The 16,197-nt window shown below is 69.0% G+C and carries 15 protein-coding genes and 2 pseudogenes; 6 read left to right on the forward strand and 11 right to left on the reverse strand.

Features of this window, described 5'->3' with window-relative positions; genetic code table 11:
• Window positions 1-209 precede the first annotated feature (209 nt).
• The 5 genes and pseudogenes from H2Q94_RS26270 to H2Q94_RS26290 all read right to left on the reverse strand — a co-directional run bounded on the left by H2Q94_RS26270 (window position 210) and on the right by H2Q94_RS26290 (window position 3,547).
• Window positions 210-743, reverse strand: coding sequence for a hypothetical protein (locus tag H2Q94_RS26270; RefSeq protein ID WP_243789832.1), 534 nt, complete (start codon window positions 741-743; stop codon window positions 210-212).
• A 17-nt stretch (window positions 744-760) separates the two neighbouring features.
• Entirely contained in the window at window positions 761-1,591 is an 831-nt protein-coding gene (locus H2Q94_RS26275) for a RecB family exonuclease (RefSeq protein ID WP_243789833.1), read from the reverse strand.
• A gap of 109 nt (window positions 1,592-1,700) precedes the next feature.
• Window positions 1,701-2,573 carry a PHP domain-containing protein gene (locus H2Q94_RS26280; protein ID WP_243789834.1) on the reverse strand — a complete coding sequence of 291 codons (873 nt, stop codon included), beginning with the start codon at window positions 2,571-2,573 and terminating at the stop codon, window positions 1,701-1,703.
• A gap of 225 nt (window positions 2,574-2,798) precedes the next feature.
• Window positions 2,799-3,367, reverse strand: a pseudogene (locus H2Q94_RS26285) (PH domain-containing protein).
• 18 nt (window positions 3,368-3,385) lie between these two features.
• Window positions 3,386-3,547, reverse strand: coding sequence for a hypothetical protein (locus H2Q94_RS26290; protein WP_243789835.1), 162 nt, complete (start codon window positions 3,545-3,547; stop codon window positions 3,386-3,388).
• Between the two features lie 144 nt (window positions 3,548-3,691).
• Between H2Q94_RS26290 and H2Q94_RS30765 the strand changes: the two genes are divergently transcribed.
• The 4 genes and pseudogenes from H2Q94_RS30765 to H2Q94_RS26310 all read left to right on the forward strand — a co-directional run bounded on the left by H2Q94_RS30765 (window position 3,692) and on the right by H2Q94_RS26310 (window position 6,769).
• Complete coding sequence (locus H2Q94_RS30765) at window positions 3,692-4,336, forward strand: NUDIX hydrolase (protein ID WP_309501081.1); 645 nt, start codon at window positions 3,692-3,694, stop codon at window positions 4,334-4,336.
• A gap of 186 nt (window positions 4,337-4,522) precedes the next feature.
• Window positions 4,523-5,601, forward strand: a pseudogene (corA, locus tag H2Q94_RS26300) (magnesium/cobalt transporter CorA).
• Window positions 5,602-5,740: 139 nt separating this feature from the next.
• Entirely contained in the window at window positions 5,741-5,932 is a 192-nt protein-coding gene (locus H2Q94_RS26305) for a hypothetical protein (protein WP_243789837.1), read from the forward strand.
• A gap of 336 nt (window positions 5,933-6,268) precedes the next feature.
• Window positions 6,269-6,769: a CAP domain-containing protein gene (locus tag H2Q94_RS26310; protein WP_243789838.1), complete on the forward strand. Its 501-nt coding sequence runs from the start codon at window positions 6,269-6,271 to the stop codon at window positions 6,767-6,769.
• Between the two features lie 288 nt (window positions 6,770-7,057).
• Here H2Q94_RS26310 and H2Q94_RS26315 read toward each other — a convergent pair whose 3' ends face one another.
• Genes H2Q94_RS26315 through H2Q94_RS26325 form a run of 3 tightly spaced genes read right to left on the reverse strand, consistent with a single transcriptional unit; the run spans window position 7,058 to window position 10,058 of the window.
• Window positions 7,058-7,897, reverse strand: coding sequence for a carbohydrate ABC transporter permease (locus H2Q94_RS26315; protein WP_243789839.1), 840 nt, complete (start codon window positions 7,895-7,897; stop codon window positions 7,058-7,060).
• Window positions 7,897-8,787 (reverse strand): carbohydrate ABC transporter permease, encoded by an 891-nt coding sequence (locus tag H2Q94_RS26320; protein WP_243789840.1) that lies wholly within the window; start codon window positions 8,785-8,787, stop codon window positions 7,897-7,899. Before H2Q94_RS26320 ends, H2Q94_RS26315 begins: the two co-directional genes overlap by 1 nt.
• On the reverse strand, window positions 8,787-10,058 hold the full coding sequence (locus H2Q94_RS26325) for an ABC transporter substrate-binding protein (RefSeq protein WP_397545379.1): 1,272 nt from the start codon (window positions 10,056-10,058) through the stop codon (window positions 8,787-8,789). Before H2Q94_RS26325 ends, H2Q94_RS26320 begins: the two co-directional genes overlap by 1 nt.
• A gap of 290 nt (window positions 10,059-10,348) precedes the next feature.
• Between H2Q94_RS26325 and H2Q94_RS26330 the strand changes: the two genes are divergently transcribed.
• Complete coding sequence (locus H2Q94_RS26330) at window positions 10,349-10,600, forward strand: type II toxin-antitoxin system Phd/YefM family antitoxin (protein WP_243789842.1); 252 nt, start codon at window positions 10,349-10,351, stop codon at window positions 10,598-10,600.
• Window positions 10,597-10,857, forward strand: coding sequence for a Txe/YoeB family addiction module toxin (locus tag H2Q94_RS26335; protein WP_243789843.1), 261 nt, complete (start codon window positions 10,597-10,599; stop codon window positions 10,855-10,857). The genes H2Q94_RS26330 and H2Q94_RS26335 overlap by 4 nt, the downstream gene beginning before the upstream one ends.
• A gap of 27 nt (window positions 10,858-10,884) precedes the next feature.
• Here H2Q94_RS26335 and H2Q94_RS26340 read toward each other — a convergent pair whose 3' ends face one another.
• From H2Q94_RS26340 to H2Q94_RS26350, 3 genes are all read right to left on the reverse strand, one after another.
• Window positions 10,885-11,412, reverse strand: coding sequence for a YflT domain-containing protein (locus H2Q94_RS26340; protein WP_243789844.1), 528 nt, complete (start codon window positions 11,410-11,412; stop codon window positions 10,885-10,887).
• 79 nt (window positions 11,413-11,491) lie between these two features.
• A complete protein-coding gene (locus tag H2Q94_RS26345; RefSeq protein WP_243789845.1) occupies window positions 11,492-12,508 on the reverse strand; it encodes a CPBP family intramembrane glutamic endopeptidase in 1,017 nt (338 codons plus the stop codon).
• A gap of 17 nt (window positions 12,509-12,525) precedes the next feature.
• Window positions 12,526-16,152 carry a patatin-like protein gene (locus H2Q94_RS26350; RefSeq protein WP_243789846.1) on the reverse strand — a complete coding sequence of 1,209 codons (3,627 nt, stop codon included), beginning with the start codon at window positions 16,150-16,152 and terminating at the stop codon, window positions 12,526-12,528.
• Window positions 16,153-16,197: the final 45 nt, after the last annotated feature.

A 16,197-nucleotide genomic window follows, 5' to 3' on the forward strand; every position in this document is an offset into this window, starting at 1 on the left:
TGCGAAGCAAGCCTGCCCTGCGGCGAAGCCGTGCCTGTATGCGCGAAGCGCATAGCCCACGCCAAAAAGCCGCTCACCAGCGGGTTCTCAGTTGGTCTCTCGCGAGGACAGCTTTTTCCCTCGTGGCGGAGCCACTAGGGAAAAAGATCCCGCAGCGAGAGACCAACTGAGGTTCCGCCACCCGACCACCAAAGAAAAACGACCGGCTCCTAGAGCCACCACCAGTACCAAAGCGCCCCGAAGACTGCGAGGAAGACGCCGAGCAGCGCCGCTGCCCCCTGTCGGTCTCGATGCCGGTCCGCGAAGGACTGCAGTCCCAGCGCCAGCACCACCCCGACCGCATGCGTGACGATCATGCTCGTGCCGGGTCCCGCCTCACCTTGGCGGGTGGACCAGATCTGCACGCCGATCAGGCCGAGGGTCACCAGCAGCAGGCCGAACGCCAGCGAACCGGTCAGGCCGCGCAGCCACGTCCCGGCCAGGGTGCCGCGCGCCGCGCCACCACGGCGGGTCGTCGGGCGTTCGTCCGGTTCCTCTTCCTGGTACCACTCGACCGACTGCCGCGGCGCGCGCGAGGAGCGGAACGGCACCGTGCCCGGTTGGTCGGCCGGAGCGTCGGCTTCCGTCCGGGTTCCGGATCCGGCGGCTCGGCGAGGCTGCCGCAGTGTCTGCGGCGGCTGCCGGTGCCGGGCGTCGGAGCTTCCGCGCGCGGCGTCCTGCGGCCCTCGTCGGGGCATGTCCATGTCGTTCCTCTGGTCCTTCACTCGGCCAACCCGGCCCACGGCGCGGCGGCCTCCGCCGCCTGCTGCCCCTCCGGGCAGTGCGCCCGGAATTCGCACCACGCGCATTGCGCGCCGGGCTTCGGCGGGAAGGCCGATCGTCCGTCCCCCTCGTCGAACGTGTCGGAGGCGGCTTGGAGTTCCGCCGCCGAACGCTCCGCCGCTCGCACGTGCTCGTCGAGGGAGGCTTGGGTGTGCTCCCACACCCCGACTCGGCCGGTGGGCAGGTGGTGCAGTTCGACCCGCCCGGTCTTCCCGCGCAGCGTCTTGCGCGCGGCGACCGCGTACAGCGCGAGCGCTCTGGAATTCCGCGCGTCCTCGTCGGTAGCCGCGCGTCTGCCGGTTTTGTAGTCGACGATGACCAGCGCGCCGTTACGCCGATCGATGCGGTCCACCCGGCCCTCCGCGATGATCGTGCCCGTCGGAGCCGACACCCACCGCTCCACCGCGACGGGGTCCGCGTCCGGCCCGAGCCGTTCGACGTAGTCGGCGACCCACCGCTGTGCGCGCCCGCGGTACTCGTCGGCCTGCTCGAAGTCGGCGAAACCGTCGCTCTTCCAGCACTGCCGGACCAGCAGCACCGCTTTCTCGGGGGTCCGCTGGGCGACCGGGAGCTCGAAAAAGGCCTTCAGCGCGTTGTGCACCACGGCACCGAGCGTGGCGTTGGCGCGGGCACCGGATCGGGACGGCGTCGGACGATCCAGGTAGGTCATGCGGAACTTGCGCGGGCAACCGTCCCAGTTGGCGAGCTTCGCCGGAGTGACCCGGACGAGCTTGCCGGGGATGCCTTCGAGGCCGAGCTGTCCCTGCACTCGCCCTACCCTACGCAGCCGAATCGTCGCGTCGAGTTTCACCCCGCACGGCGCCGAAAACTCACACGATCATGGTGAATCCACCGCGTCAGGACACTTCACCAGCTGCTCAACCGGCGGTGAAGACCTCGCTCCCGCTGCTCTTGTCGACCAGCCGCCGCAAGGATTCCGGCGCGGTCGTCTCCTGGCCGATCCGGATCGTCTTGTTGGTGCCGTGGTAGTCGCTGCTGCCCGTCGGCACCAGGTTCAGCTCGGTCGCGATATCCCGCAGCTGCTGCCTGGTCGGCTCGTCGTGATCCGGGTGGTCCACCTCGACGCCGGTGAGTCCCTGCCCGGCGAGCTCCGCCACGACCTCCGGGTTGATCACCCGCCCGCGTGCCCGCGCGAACGGGTGCGCCAGCACCGTCACACCGCCCGCGTCGGCGATCATTTCGATCGCCCGCAGCACCGGGGTGTCGGTGCGCGGCAGGTAGTACCGGCCGCTGCTGCCCAGATAACGCGCGAAAGCCTCGTCCACGCTCGTGACCAGCCCGGCGCGGACCAGCTGCCGAGCCAGGTGCGGCCGCCCGCCCGGCGAGTCCGGCGGCAGCCCGGCCATCAGAGCCTCCGGATCCACCGGGAACCCCTCGGCCGCCATCCGCTCGGCCATCTCCCGCAACCGGCCGCGCCGCTCCGCCCGCAGCCGCGACTGCTCCGCCACGAGCGCGGGCGAGGTCGGGTCGAACAGGTACGCCAGCATGTGCACGGTGATGGTGCGGCCGTTGCCGTCCGGGCAGGTGCAGGACAGCTCGGCTCCCGGAACGACCTGCAGCCGGCCGGAGCAGGCCGCGACTGCGGCCGCGGCTTCCGCCCAGCCTGCCGTCGTGTCGTGATCGGTGATCGCGACGGCGTCCAGTCCCGCGTCGAGCGCGGCGGCGACGAGCTCCGTCGGCGTATCGGTGCCGTCGGACTCGGTGGAGTGGGCGTGCAGGTCGATGCGCAAGCGTGGCCTTTCCGTTCGGAACCCGGCAGTCGGACGAGCCGGGCGTTGCTCCCGGCGTTCCTGCGGAGAACCCGGCGAGAACCCTCCCGAGTGCTCGACCGGCGCTCGGGGGACCGACCGTCGCTGGACACAGTCTCACCGATGGCGCCCGGAACTCCCGCACCAGCCCACGAAACACGGCCGGGGCCGCAGGCAATGCCTGCGACCCCGGCCGAGAGCAACCGGTCAGCTCGGAAGCTTGGCCTTCTTCTTGCCCACCGCGGCGCGACGGGCCTTGAGCATGGAGAACCGTTCCTGCTGCGCCTTCTTCTCCCGAAGACCAGGTAGGAGATCGCGTCTTCCACCTCGTCCGGGCTGGGCACGTACTCGATGCGGTTGAGCGCCTGGATCTGACCGGCCGACTCGACCACCAACGTCCCGTAGCCGAACATGCGCCCGGTCAGGGTCCGTTGGAAGGTCAGGTCGGTGACCTTGCCGATCGGCATCATCGCCACGTTGGTGGTGAAAATGCCTTCGGCGATCAGGAACCGCTTGTCGGTGACGACGATGCGCTCCACGTACCAATCCAGCACCTGATAGGTGAACCGGAGCAGCACGACCAGGCCCGCGTACCAGAGCACGTTCTGCGGCAGGGCCGTGTCCTGCGGCAGTAGTTGGGACACCATCACCACGCCGACGAGCAGCCCGATCGCCTCGAACAGTTCCCAGACCAGGCTCGCCCAGTGTCTGCGGAGCCGGATGACCCGGCGTTCGGTGTCGAGCAGGTACTCGTCGGGATCCCTAGGCGCGAACACGTCAACCGCCCTTCGGCACTACACGAAGATGTTCTGCATGAAGGTGATGACCGCCTGCGCAGCCCCTTCGAGACTGGCCAAGATGTTGTTGACCAGGTTACCGGCTTCCTGAGGGGCGGAGAAGAGGAAGAAAAGGAGGAACGCGACCCCGGCCCAGGTCAGGATCTTCTTAAGGTTCACTGCGATACACCCCGTCCGAAATGCCATTGAACACGCTGGCGCCTGCCGATCTGTTGTACCGCACTCGGCGGCGTTAGGGCAGCATTGTCCCGCACTTGGGTCAGTCGCCAACCGAACCGTCCGGATCAACTACCCTCCGTATCCATGATCATACCCAACGGCCCAGTGATTCGCTGCGTCGGTGGGGTCGTTCACGACGCCGGTGGCAGGACGTTGCTGGTACGACGGGCCAACGACCCCGGCAAGGGACGGTGCCCCCTGCCCGGTGGCCGAGTGGAGGCCGGAGAAACCGATCGTTCGGCGGTACACCGGGAACTTTTGGAGGAAACCGGACTCTCCGTGATCGTCGAGGAGTGGATCGGGCGGGTGCCGCGCCCCGCGTCGGCGGGCACCCACGACATTCACGGCTACGCATGCCGGATCAATGATCTGGTGCTTTTCCCTGGTGACGACGCGTCCCAGGCGATGCGGGCGGATACTGCGACCTTCGACACACTTGCCGCCGAGCACCGCCTGACCGACGTCCTCGCGGGCGCCCTCCGCGCGTGGGCCGACTCCCGCATTCCCTTCCGCCGCAGTGAAACCGGCCGATACGACACTCCGAACAATCGGCGCGATTCGGACGACAGCCGGGAGCTTTCGCGCGTACCAGGAACCGGAAATCACCCATTTCGCCGTGTCTCATCACACCCGGCACCGCCGCCGAGCACGCGGGGAACGGCGAGTATCGTGAATCGTTGGCCGGTCCGGACCAACTCGCCGCAGCGCGAGGCGGGCAGAAGGAGGTGAGGGATTGTGAGCGGCAGTGCCGACAGCGCGCTTCCGAGTAGTACCAACCGCATCCCCGCCTGGAAGGCCTGCGGCTAGGCCGAATCCAGGCGCCGGACCCTTCGGGTTCCAGCCGCGCCGGCGGGGATGCGCGATCCAGGTGTGCGAGATCGCCCCAGATCCGATTCCCCGCCTTTGGAGGTCGCCGTGCCCAGCCTTCCCTCGCTCGGCCTGCGCAACCGCGCAGCCCGCAACAACGGTCGCGTCACGCCCGTTCCCCCGCTTCCCCGGCTTACGTCGTCGACTGCGGCGTCTACGTCGACGGCGTGCGCCTGGCCGGTACCTGGTCGCACGCCGAGGCGATCGACGAGGTCCGCAGGCGCGGCACCGGATTCGTCTGGATCGGCCTGCACGAGCCGGACGAATCTCAGCTCAACGTGCTGGCCGACACCTTCGGGCTGCACGAGCTCGCGGTCGAGGACGCGGTGCACGCGCACCAACGGCCGAAGCTGGAGCGCTACGACAGCACGCTGTTCATGGTCCTCAAGACGGTGCGCTACATCGACAACGAGAAGCTGACCGCGAACAGCGAGATCGTGGAGAGCGGCGAGCTGATGGCCTTCGTCGGCCGCGATTTCGTCATCACGGTGCGGCACGGCAAGCACGCCAGCCTCGGGCAGGTGCGGGCTCAGCTGGAGACCGATCCGGAGCAGTTGCGGCTGGGGCCTGCCGCGGTGCTGCACGGCATCTCCGACCACGTCGTGGACACCTACCTTGAGGTCACCGAGGCCATCCAGGACGACATCGACGAGATGGAAGCGGCCGTCTTCGCACCGCGCACGAAGATCGAGGCCGAGCAGATCTACCTGATGAAGCGCGAGGTCATGGAGCTGCGCCGGGCGGTGATGCCGTTGGCGCGGCCGTTGCAGCGGCTGTCCGAGGGCTACACGCCGATAGTGCCGGAGGAGGTGCGCTCCTACTTCCGCAACGTCGAGGACCACCTGACGACGGTGTCCGAGCGTGTGGCGTCTTTCGACGAACTGCTGACCACGCTGGTCGACGCGACCCTCGCCAAGATCACGCTCCAGCAGAACAGCGACATGCGCAAGATCTCCGCGTGGGTCGCGATCGTGTCGACGCCGACGATGATCGCGGGGATCTACGGGATGAACTTCACGAACATGCCGGAAGTGAATTGGCGGTTCGGCTATCCGGCAACGCTCCTGGTGATGTTGCTGGCCTGCATCACGCTGTTCAAGATATTCCGCAGGAACAAGTGGCTGTGACCATGCGCTGTAACGTTTTCGATCATTCGAGCGATGAGGTTCGCAGAGGTTCGACAGCGGTTCTGCACCGCGAGCGTTTCCGCCGAACAACCGCCGCCGTGCTGACTCCGGTGCGCGTCGCAGAGGTGAGGAGGTAGTCATGCCGATCGTCGTGCGGTTCAACGGGCCGCGTCGCAGCGCGATGGGGCGCCGGGTTTTCACCCGCAGGCTGCCTGTGACCGGTTCGGGGAACGTGGCTCCGGGGCGAAGTCCCGTGCCGCGCCGGGGGCGAAAACCCGGCGCGATGTGGGACGCGATGTCCGCCTCGCTGCGCGTGTGCTCCATGCGCTGAACCCCGTTGCGGCTTCGCCGCCCCCACATCGTGAGACGACTTTCATTTTCGATCATTTCTCACGCTGCCGGGAGGCACCGCCATGACTCGTCTCGCCACCAACAAGCTCGCCGTGCTCACCACCCTGCTCATGGGGTGGATCTTGACGCTGTTCATCATCATCGCGCAGCAGATGTGATTCTGATTCGTCCTTTGTGGATGATGATGTCCTGAATCCCGTTCGGGTGGTCCGTGCAGCGCTCGGATCACCCGTTGCGTGGATTACCGGGCCGACACGCCGAAAAGCACGTTAGAACTGTCCGCACCTGAGACCGCTGTCTTCGAGGAGTGGTGCGGATGTTCGTTCTCCACCGGTCGATTCCCGGCTCCCCCGCCTTTCGGCGGACGAAGCCGATCCTGCTCTGCGCGTTGCTGAGCGCCGCCGCGATGTTCGTCCCGTCCGCGAACGCGAGCCGGATGGACGCCCGCACCGCGGAGGTCGTGGACCGCACGAACGCGGCCCGCGCCGAAGCCGGATGCGGGCCGCTTACACCGATTCCCGAACTCGAGCGCTCCGCCCAGGCGCACGCCGCCGACATGGCCGCGCACGACTTCTTCGCCCATTCCGACGCCGCCGGGCCGGTGCTCCTGCGGCTCCTGCCGCGCCCCGGCCGGACGGCCGAGAACATCGCCGCGGGCAACGCGTCACCAGCCGAGACGTTCCACCAGTGGATGACCAGCCCCGGTCACCGCGTGAACATCCAGAACTGCGCCTACACCGGCATCGGCGTGGGACACGCCTTCGACCCGCACAGCAGCTACGGCCACTACTGGGTCCAGGAGTTCACAGGCCCCTGACCACCGACCTCCCGGAGTGAACGGACCGTTCGTCCCATCCGGCTGGACCAACGGTCCGTTCACTCACCCCGATCACCCCCGCCAAGACACCGACGGCGAGACGGAGCACGACAACGGCTCCAAGTGAACGGACCGTTCGTCCCATCCCGCTGGACCAACGGTCCGTTCACTCACCCCGATCACCCCCGCCAAGACACCGACGGCGAGACGGAGCACGACAACGGCTCCAAGTGAACGGACCGTTCGTCCCATCCCGCTGGACCAACGGTCCGTTCACTCACTTCCGGGTCACTCCTTGACGGCGCCGGAGGTGAGGCCGGAGACGATTCTGCGCTGGAAGAACAGCACGAACAGGATGATCGGGATCGTGATCACGACGGCGGCCGCGGCGATCGTGCCGGTGGGGTCCTCGAACTGCGAGTCGCCGGTGAAGAACTGCAACGCCACCGGCACCGTGCGGGACGCCTCGGTGGAGGTGAGCGAGATGGCGAACAGGAAATCGTTCCAGCAGAAGATGAACACCAGGATCGCCGTGGTGAACACGCCCGGCGCGGCCAGCGGAGCGATCACCTTCCGGAACGCCTGCGCCGGAGTGGCCCCGTCCATCTTCGCCGCCTCCTCCAGCTGCCACGGGATCTCCCGGAAGAACGCCGAGAGCGTGTAGATCGCCAGCGGCAGCGAGAACGTGATGTACGGCAGGATCAGCCCCGGCCAGGTGTCGAACAGTCCGAGGGTCCGCTCGATCTCGAACAGCGGCGACACCAACGACACCTGCGGGAACATCGCGATGAGCAGCGACACCCCGACCAGCAGCCGCTTGCCGGGGAACGTCAGCCGCGCGATCGCGTAGGCGGCCATGGTGCCCAGCGCCACGGCGATCGCGGTGGCGATCAGCGCGATGCCGATGGAGTTCAGCAGGGCGCGCAGGAACTCCCCGGTCCGGAAGATCGCCGCGTAGTTCTCCAGCGTCCACTCCGCCGGGATGAACCTGCCGTCGCTGAGCCCGGCGGAGGTCTTGAACGACAGCGACACGATCCACAGCACCGGCACCAGCGCGTAGAGCACCACGATCGCGTTGAGCACGGTCCACTTGGCGGTGTCGGCGGGTTTCCGCGCACGGCGGGCCATCAGCGCCTCCCGTCGTCGTCGGCGCCGGGCGCGGCGGTACCGAACAGCTTCACGAACAGGAACGCGATCAGCGCCACCGCGAGGAAGATCAGCACGGACATGGTGGAGCCGATGCCGAGGTTGAGCCCTTTGATCAGGTTGTTGTAGGCCAGCACCGACACCGAGGAGGTGTCCTGCGCGCCTTCGGTGAGCACCACGATGTTGTCGAAGACGCGGAACGCGTCGAGCGTGCGGAACAGCAGCGCGACGAGGATCGCCGGTTTCATCACCGGCAGCATCACCTTGGTGAACCGCTGCCACTTGCTCGCGCCGTCGATCTGCGCCGCCTCCAGCAGGTCCTCGGAGACCAGCGCGAGCCCGGTCATCAGCAGCAGCGCCATGAACGGCGTCGTCTTCCACACCTCGGCGACGATGATGATCGCGAGCGAGGAGGCGCGTTCGGTGAGCGGCGCCCCGTCGGAGAACAGGTTCGCCAGGTAACCGGTGTCCGGCGTCCACGCGTAGCGCCAGCTGAACGCGGCGACGACGGTGACGATGCCGTACGGGATGAGGCTGACGGTGCGCACCAGCCCGCGCCCGATCAGCGCCCGGTGCATGATCAGCGCCAGCGCCATGCCCAGCACGAACTCGATCACCAGCTGCACGACGGTGATGAGCACGGTGGCGCCGAACGCGGTCCACCAGTACTGGTTGCCGAGCACCGTGAGGTAGTTGTCCAGCCCGACGAACTCGCGCTGGTCCGGGTACTTCAGGTCGTAGCGCTGGAACGAGAGCCACACCGCGTACAGGATCGGCCAGCCGGTGACGGCGACCATCACCAGCGCCGCCGGTGCGCACAACGCCCAGCCGAGCCTGCGCTCGGCGCGCTTGGCGGTGTCCGTGGCGGACATCAGGGCATCACCCCCTGCGAGTCGAGGGCGTTCTGCACCTCGGTGCGCATCCGCTCGGCGGTGCGCGGCGGGTCGATCGCCGATGCCGGCGACAGCAGCTTCGACAGCACGGTCGAGACGTTCTGGTACGCCGGAGTGATGGGGCGGATCGCCGGGTCCCGCAGTTCCTCCAGGATGGTGTCCCGCATCGGGTACTCCGCGGCCATTTCCGGTGCGGCGTAGACGGATTCGATGGTGGGCGGCAGTCCGTCCTTGACGGCGGAGAACCGCTGGTTCTCCGCGCTGCGCAGGCACAGCGCGGCGTCGAAGGAGGCCGCCGGGCGCGGCGAGTACGCGCTGACCGCGAGGTTGAACCCGCCGATGGTCACCTTGCTGGGCCGGTTCGGATCCGACGTGGGGTAGCGCGCCCAGTGCACGTTCCGCGCGATCTCCGGGGCGTCCTCCTGCATGGACGGGTAGACGAACGGCCAGTTGAGCTGGAACGCCGCGTCACCCTGCTGGAACTCGAGGCGGATGTCGTCTTCCTGCGCGTTGGACATGGACGGGCTGGTCAGCCCGGAGTCGGCGAGCGCTTTGAGCTGTTCCAGCGCTCGCACCGCGCCCTCGTCGACCACAGCTCTGGTGCCGTCGTCGGAGATGAGCTTGCCTCCGGCGGAGGCGAGCAGCGTGTTGTACTGCACCACGTAGCCCTCGAACTGGGCGCCGGGGATCAGGACCGTCGCCGGGCGCCCCTCGGCCTTCAGCCGCCGCGCCTGTTCGATCATGTCGTCCCAGGTGCGCGGAGGGGTCCGCACCACATCCGAGCGGTACCAGAGCAGCTGGACGTTGGTGTTCTTCGGCGCCCCGAACAGCTTCCCGCCGTAGCGCGCGGATTCCAGCGGCCCGGAGAGCGTGCCCGCCTCAGCCTGCTGCCGGTCCTCGCCGGTCCACTCCCGGACCCAGCCCGCCCGCGCGAACTCGGCGGTCCACGTGGTGTCCAGCCCCAGGACGTCCATGCCGTCGTCCTGCGCGGCGAGCCTGCGCACCAGCTGCTCGCGCTGCCCGTCCGCGTCCCGCGGCAACTTGTGGTAGACGATCTTGAACTTGCCTTGGGCTTCGTCGTTGCACTTGTCGACGACCGTCTGCAGGTTCTCCTCAGGCGCGTAGTAGAGGTTCACCGTGTTCGCGCTCTGCGGCGGCGCGCACGCCGTCACCGTCGCCGCGGCCGCCACCGCCAACCCCAGCGCCACGGCCCGCCGCACCGCTGCCCGATCGCGTTCTCGCACCCTCACCGTCGTCGGCCCTCCCAGACGTCGCACGCCCGTGCGGCTGAGGCCGAGTGCTCGCGCCCCATCGCACGCCACGGACCGCACCGGCGGCCCGGTGCGGGTGAGAGCAACCTAGGCGGGCTGATCGACTCCGGCAATACCCCTATCGGCCCACCGGACCCGCACTCCGGCGTCGGACGGCAGCACGACTGACTGCGAGAAAGCGGCTTCCCTCCACAGGAGCATCGCTTGCCCGGCCCTTCCTCCACCTCGACACCAGGAGTACAGTTTTCTGTACGCATAGGAGGCGCCTGATGAAAACCATGTCGTACTCGGAATCTCGTGCGAAGTACGCCGAGACGCTCAACTCCGTCGTCGACGATCGCGAGGAAGTGGTGATCACTCGCTCCGGACACGAACCGGTGGTGATGGTCGCGCTCGATGACTACGAGTCGTTGAAGGAGACGGCCTACCTGCTCAAGAGCCCGGAGAACGCGCGCCGCCTGCTCGCCTCCATCGAGCGCTTGGAACACGGTGGCGGCACGACTCGGGACCTCATCGAATGAAGTTGGTCTGGGATGAGAACGCCTGGGACGACTACGTCTGGTGGCAGACCCAAGACCGCAAAGTCCTCAAACGGATCAACGCGCTACTGAAGGATGTAGAGCGGAACGGGAACGAAGGAATCGGCAAGCCGGAGCCGCTCAAACACGGCTTCCACGGGTTCTGGTCACGCCGAATCACCGACGAACATCGCCTCGTTTACCGGCTACAAGAAGATCAAATTCAGATCGCCTCGTGCCGGTACCACTACGGCAGCTGACCCCGCCCCTCGGACCCCGGCTCTACATCAGTGGGAGGTTTGCGGGCGCATCGCGAGGTGGGCCAGCAGGTTGCGGCCGTGTTCGGCGTTGCGGGGCTGGGCGAGCACGTCGTAGCGGCCCGCGACGAGCTGGCTCGCCGAGGAGAAGTCCCGGCGCCCGCGCATCGCCAGGTAACCGGCAGCGGCGAAACCGATGCCGATCACGATGCCGCCGCCCAAACCGGCCAGCATCGAGCTGAGCGCACCCGTGCCCGGCGGCGTCGCGATGCTCATCACCAGGCCGATGAGCAGCCCGATCCACGCACCGGATGCGGCGCCGCCCGCGACCACTTTGCCCCAGGTCAACTTGCCGGTGATCCGCTCCACGAGCATCAGGTCGACGCCGACGATGGTGACCTCCCGAACCGGGAAGTCGGCACCGGCGAGGTGGTCGACGGCGCGCTGCGCCTCCTCGTACGTGCCGTAGGAGCCGATCGGCCACCCCGTCGGCGGGGTGGGCATGCTGTTCGGTGAACCCGGCGCCGGCCGAGCCGAGCCGGAAAACGGGGAAGACACCGCTGACACCTCCGTGGAGCGCACTACCTACCAGGATCCGAAGGAGCCCGATTCATCCCCTATCGTCCCTGCCTCCAGGCTACCCCGTCACCCCGGCCCGGAGATCGTCTTGGGTCCCCACGCGCAGCGACCAAGGATCCAGCGGCACCCGGCCACCGGTGACGGTCCACTCCTTCCGCTGAGCAGCCCTTCGATCCACCCACCAGGCGTAACCGAGCACCGCCGCGATGAACGGCAGCACGTCGCCGAGCGCGAAGTCACCGGCCTGTTCGATGCCCGGAACCCCGGACAGGCCGCTGACCAGCACGCTGAGGCTGTTGTTCGCCACGTGCAGCGCGATCGCCGCTTCCAGGCCGCCGGTGCGCAGCGTCAGCCAGCACATCACGACCGCCATCACCAGCAGCTCGACCCACACCATCGGATCGGTGTAGCCGTGGCCGAGCAGGAACAGCACCGAGGTGATCGCGATCGCCACCCACGGTGTGCGAAACCACGCGGTCAAGGTCTGCAGCAGGAACCCGCGGAAGGCGATCTCTTCGGCGGCACTCTGGAACGGGACGACGAGGACCGCCAGCCCCACGATCCGCGCGTAGTCGGCCCAGCCCGGAAAGCCCGGGCCGGCCGACCGCCCGCCTAGCCAGGTCAGCAACGCCGAGATCGCGAACGCCACGGCGAACAGGGCCACCGCGGCGAGCAGGCATTCGCCGAGCCACCCCCAGCGGAGGCGCCCGGTGACGCCGATGAGCTGCCGGGGACTGCGCCGCTGCACCCAGAGCACGGTGAGCATCGCCGCCGGGATCAACGCGGCAAGCGCCCCGAAGGAGACGAACAGCAGGACGAACGGATCACGCAGCACCGTCTCCACGTAGTCCGGGTGCAGCCACAGCGACGCCAGCCGGAACTCGCCGAATCCCGCCGGGTACAGCACGAACAGGCCGAGCAGCACCATCGCGACCAGCAGCAGCACGAACGCCAGCACGGCGCCGAACAGCAGGGAGAACAGCGGGGTCCACCACCGGTGCCGGGAATCGCGGGCGAGGAGGTGGTACGGGGTGGCTTCCGGCGTCGGTTCCGCCGTTGCCGGGAAGTCGCTCACCTCTCAGAGCGTAGTGCTCACCCGCCCGTGGCAGGCGCCGCGCGCACGGCATCCGATCGGGCGGAATCCGGCTTCGCCCTGGGCCGGGCGCCCGGCTCGGAACGCTCCGGACGTGGGCGTGGTCGCAGCAGATCCACCGTCGAGAGCAGCACCATGTGCGCGTAGGCGGCGACGATCGACGCGGGCAGCAGCCAGTCCACCGCACCGACCGCGGGCTCCGCCAGCCACATCGCCCCGGCGAACACCACCGCGGACAACACCGCCGCGACCGCCCTGCCCAGCGGCCGCAGGCCGAGCGACCCCAGCCAGGTCAGCAGCACCGCCGCCAACACCAGTCCTTGCGGGCCGAGGGTGAACCCGGAGCTCGCCGTCCACAGCAGGGCCGTCGTCATCGCCGCCGCGATGAACACCGCGGGCAGCCACCGGGCGAGTCCCTTGCCGTGGCCCGCCAACCGGAACCCGAGCCACAGCGCGGACACCGCGGCCACCAGCAGCGCCAGCAGCACCCCCAGGTTCATCGTGAACGGATCGTAGGTGAACGGGCGCAGCACCGTCACCGCGGAGGACTCGTGCGGCACCACCGCTATCCGGGCACCGATCGCCGTCGCGGGCTCGTTGAGCAGGCAGGACATCGTGGCGTCCGGTGGCGGCGCTTCGGCCGGGCAGGTCAGCGAGTACTCGCGCATGTGAGGCGCCACGTCGGTCCCGGCGGGCGCGACCCCGCTGAGCGCCACCGCGGTGGCACCGAGGAACAGGATCAGCGCCACCCGGCGCGGCGCCGCCACGGCCAGCACCGCCAGCAGCAGCACCGGTTTGATCAAAGTCATCGCCACCCGGCCGAGCAGCCGCAGCACCCCGGACGTTCCCGGCCGCACCGCGCGATAGGCCACCAGAGCCGATCTGGTCGCGACCGAGGCGAGCCGGGGCTCACCGAGATCGACGACGCGCTGCTTGCCCACCGAGTACCGCTCCACGTCGCGGGTGAGCCGCTGCGGCTCCGGGATGTCCGGCAACCGGGGCTCCGCCGGATCGGCTCCGGCGGCGACGGTGGCGACGAACGGCAGTTCCTGCGCCGCGATCGTCCAGTGCAGTCGTTCGACGACCAGCGCCTTCGTCTCGGTCAGCGGGTGCTCGTCGACCGGATCGGCGAACATCGCCGCCAGCTCCGCCCGCACCTGGTCCGCGTGCCGTGTCCACAACTCGGTCAGGAACCCCTGCCAACGCTCCGAGTTCGCCGTCTCGCCGAGCTCCGCGCGAGTCGGGGTCGTGACGATGACCCGCAGCCGCTCCGCGATGCCCTCCGGTCCCAGCTCGGCGCTGTGGCGCAGCAGACGCGCGGGCACCAGCAACAGCCCGACCAGCGCCGAAGCCGCGTCCAGCCGGCCCCACATCCAGTCGTTCGCACGCCACCGCGCGGACAGGAACGCCCCGAAGTTGGCCAGGTCGCCGCCGCGCACCTTGTCCTCGACGCGCAGCTGTCCTTCGTTGCGCAGCGCGTCGAACGGCAGCGGTGACGGCGCGTCGCTGACGACCCGCAGGAAGTTGATCCGATCTCCCGGCGACCGCCCCACGTCCAGCGGCGCGGTGAGCACCACCAGTGCGCGCAGCACGTCGGGGCGGCGTTCGGTCCGCTCCAACAGGCCGTAGCCGATCTGCGCGGGCGACTCGGAGCGGGTGCGCGGCGGTGCGGCGGCGGCGAGCCGGTCCGCGATCCGGTGCAGCACGACGCGGGCCTCGGCGATCGCGTCCACTCCGTGCTCGTCCCACGGCACCGCGTCGGCCCCGGACGAGTCGGCCATGGACTCCAGTTCGGCGGCGAAATCCTCCAGCGCGCGCTGGAAACGGGTGCCCTGCTCGACCTCGTTGAGCACCGCGCCCAGCAGCGGCCGGACCGGCGACGGCAACCGGTGCTGCACCCGCTCGCGGCGCTCCGCGACCCGCAGCACCCAATCCGCGAGTTCGCCCAATTCCACGATCGGTTCCAGGACGGCGCCGTTGATCCAGTAGCGATCCGCGTGGCCCTCCAGGACCTCGGCGAACGTGCGCAGCCGGTACAGCGCCGACTTGCAACCGCCGATCACCGGCAACTGGTCGACCGCGGCCCAACGGCCGATGTCCCGCGCCCAGTCCAGGCACTCCTGCACCCCGGAGGACAGTCCGCGCACATCGTCGAAGACCCGATTCGGCTCCGCCGCGGCGAGCCCCGCCAGCCCCGTCGACAACCGCCGCCCCAGCACCGTGCGGACCTGCGGTGACCAGCCGTCGAGCGGATCCCCCACCACCGGCGGCAGCAGCCTGCCGTCCTCGGTGCCCGCAGGCTCCACCAGCAGCCGCAGCACCGCCTGGGCGTCCAGTTCCGCGCGGACCACCGCGTACTCCGCCTCGACCTGCTCGACCTGGGAGAACAGCACCGCTTCCTGCTCTGCGGGGTCCGCGGGCAGCAGGGGCGCGAACACGGATCTGCGGCGCAGTTCGGTGCGCTGCACCGCGGCGTTGTGCTCGTCCAACGCGTGGATGTCGGCCAGCAGCGACTCCTGCGACATGCGGGCGCTCAGCGCCGTGGACGCCACCGGCAATGCGAGCTGACGGCTCAGCGGTCTGCCCTCGCCGACGGTCTCCGGCTCCGGGTTCAGGTACAGCAACCAGCGTGCGCTGGGACGTTCCGTGGGAACTTCGGCCATCGCCTCCACCGCGGCGGTGACCGGGATGTTGTCCAGCACCCCGCCGTCGATCACCCGGTACGGCCGCGGGTCGGCGGTGTTCTCGGAGAACACCCCGAACATGTCCGGTTCACCGGGCGGCGGTGTTCCGGTGCTGGAATGCACCTGCGCGGGTTCGAAGGCGAACGGGAACGACGAGGTGGCGCGCGCGGCCTGCGCCAAGCGCAACGCGGTCGCCGGGAACTCCTTGCCGGTGCCGAAGTCCGACAGCGGCTGCCCGGAACGACCGCGGTGGCGGAAGCGGAAGGTGGCGGTGCGGCGCTGCTCGGTCAACGCGCCCGATCTGCCGTCGAAATGCCGTTCCAGCACCGGATCCAGCAGCGTCGCTGTCAGCAGCAGATCCAGCCGGTGGCCCAGGTTGCGGGCGTCCTTGGGAGCGGGCGTCAGCTCGGTGATCAGCCTCGCGAGTTCGGCGCGGAAGTAACCGTCGCCTTCCAGCAGCGAGTCCGGGCGGCGCTGCCAGAACTTCGGCACCGCACGGCACATCGCCTCCAGGTCCGCCAGGCGCACCCAGAGTTCGCGCATGTCCTCGAACGGCATGCCGTAGACGATCGACGCGGACAGCAACGTCGCGTTCAAGCCGCCCGCCGAGGCCCCGGCCAGCACGTCCACGGAAACCGAGTCGTAGCCCGCCAATCCGGCCAGCGCCGACCACGGATGCTCGTCGTCCGGTTTCGCGGGTCCCGGTTTCGCCGTTCCGGATGCTGCCGCGGCGCCAGGTGTCGACCCGCTCTCCGGTCCGGACGTCGCGCAGCGCAGCAGGTCGATCTCGGCGACCGCGCCGCCGATCCACACCGCGAGGCTGGCACCGCCGCGCATCGCCAGCGCCAACCGGAGTTCCTGATCGTTCTCCGCATCGGCCGACCCGTTCTCGGGCCGGCCGCCCTCGGCGGTATCCGTGTCGGTCAGGTCCTCATCGGCCATGTCGCCGCCCCCTCGGTCGACTCGCACGCCAGGAAAAGACCTCGG

The sequence above is a fragment of the Saccharopolyspora gloriosae genome (genome assembly GCF_022828475.1).
In the GTDB taxonomy this organism is placed as follows: domain Bacteria; phylum Actinomycetota; class Actinomycetes; order Mycobacteriales; family Pseudonocardiaceae; genus Saccharopolyspora_C; species Saccharopolyspora_C gloriosae_A.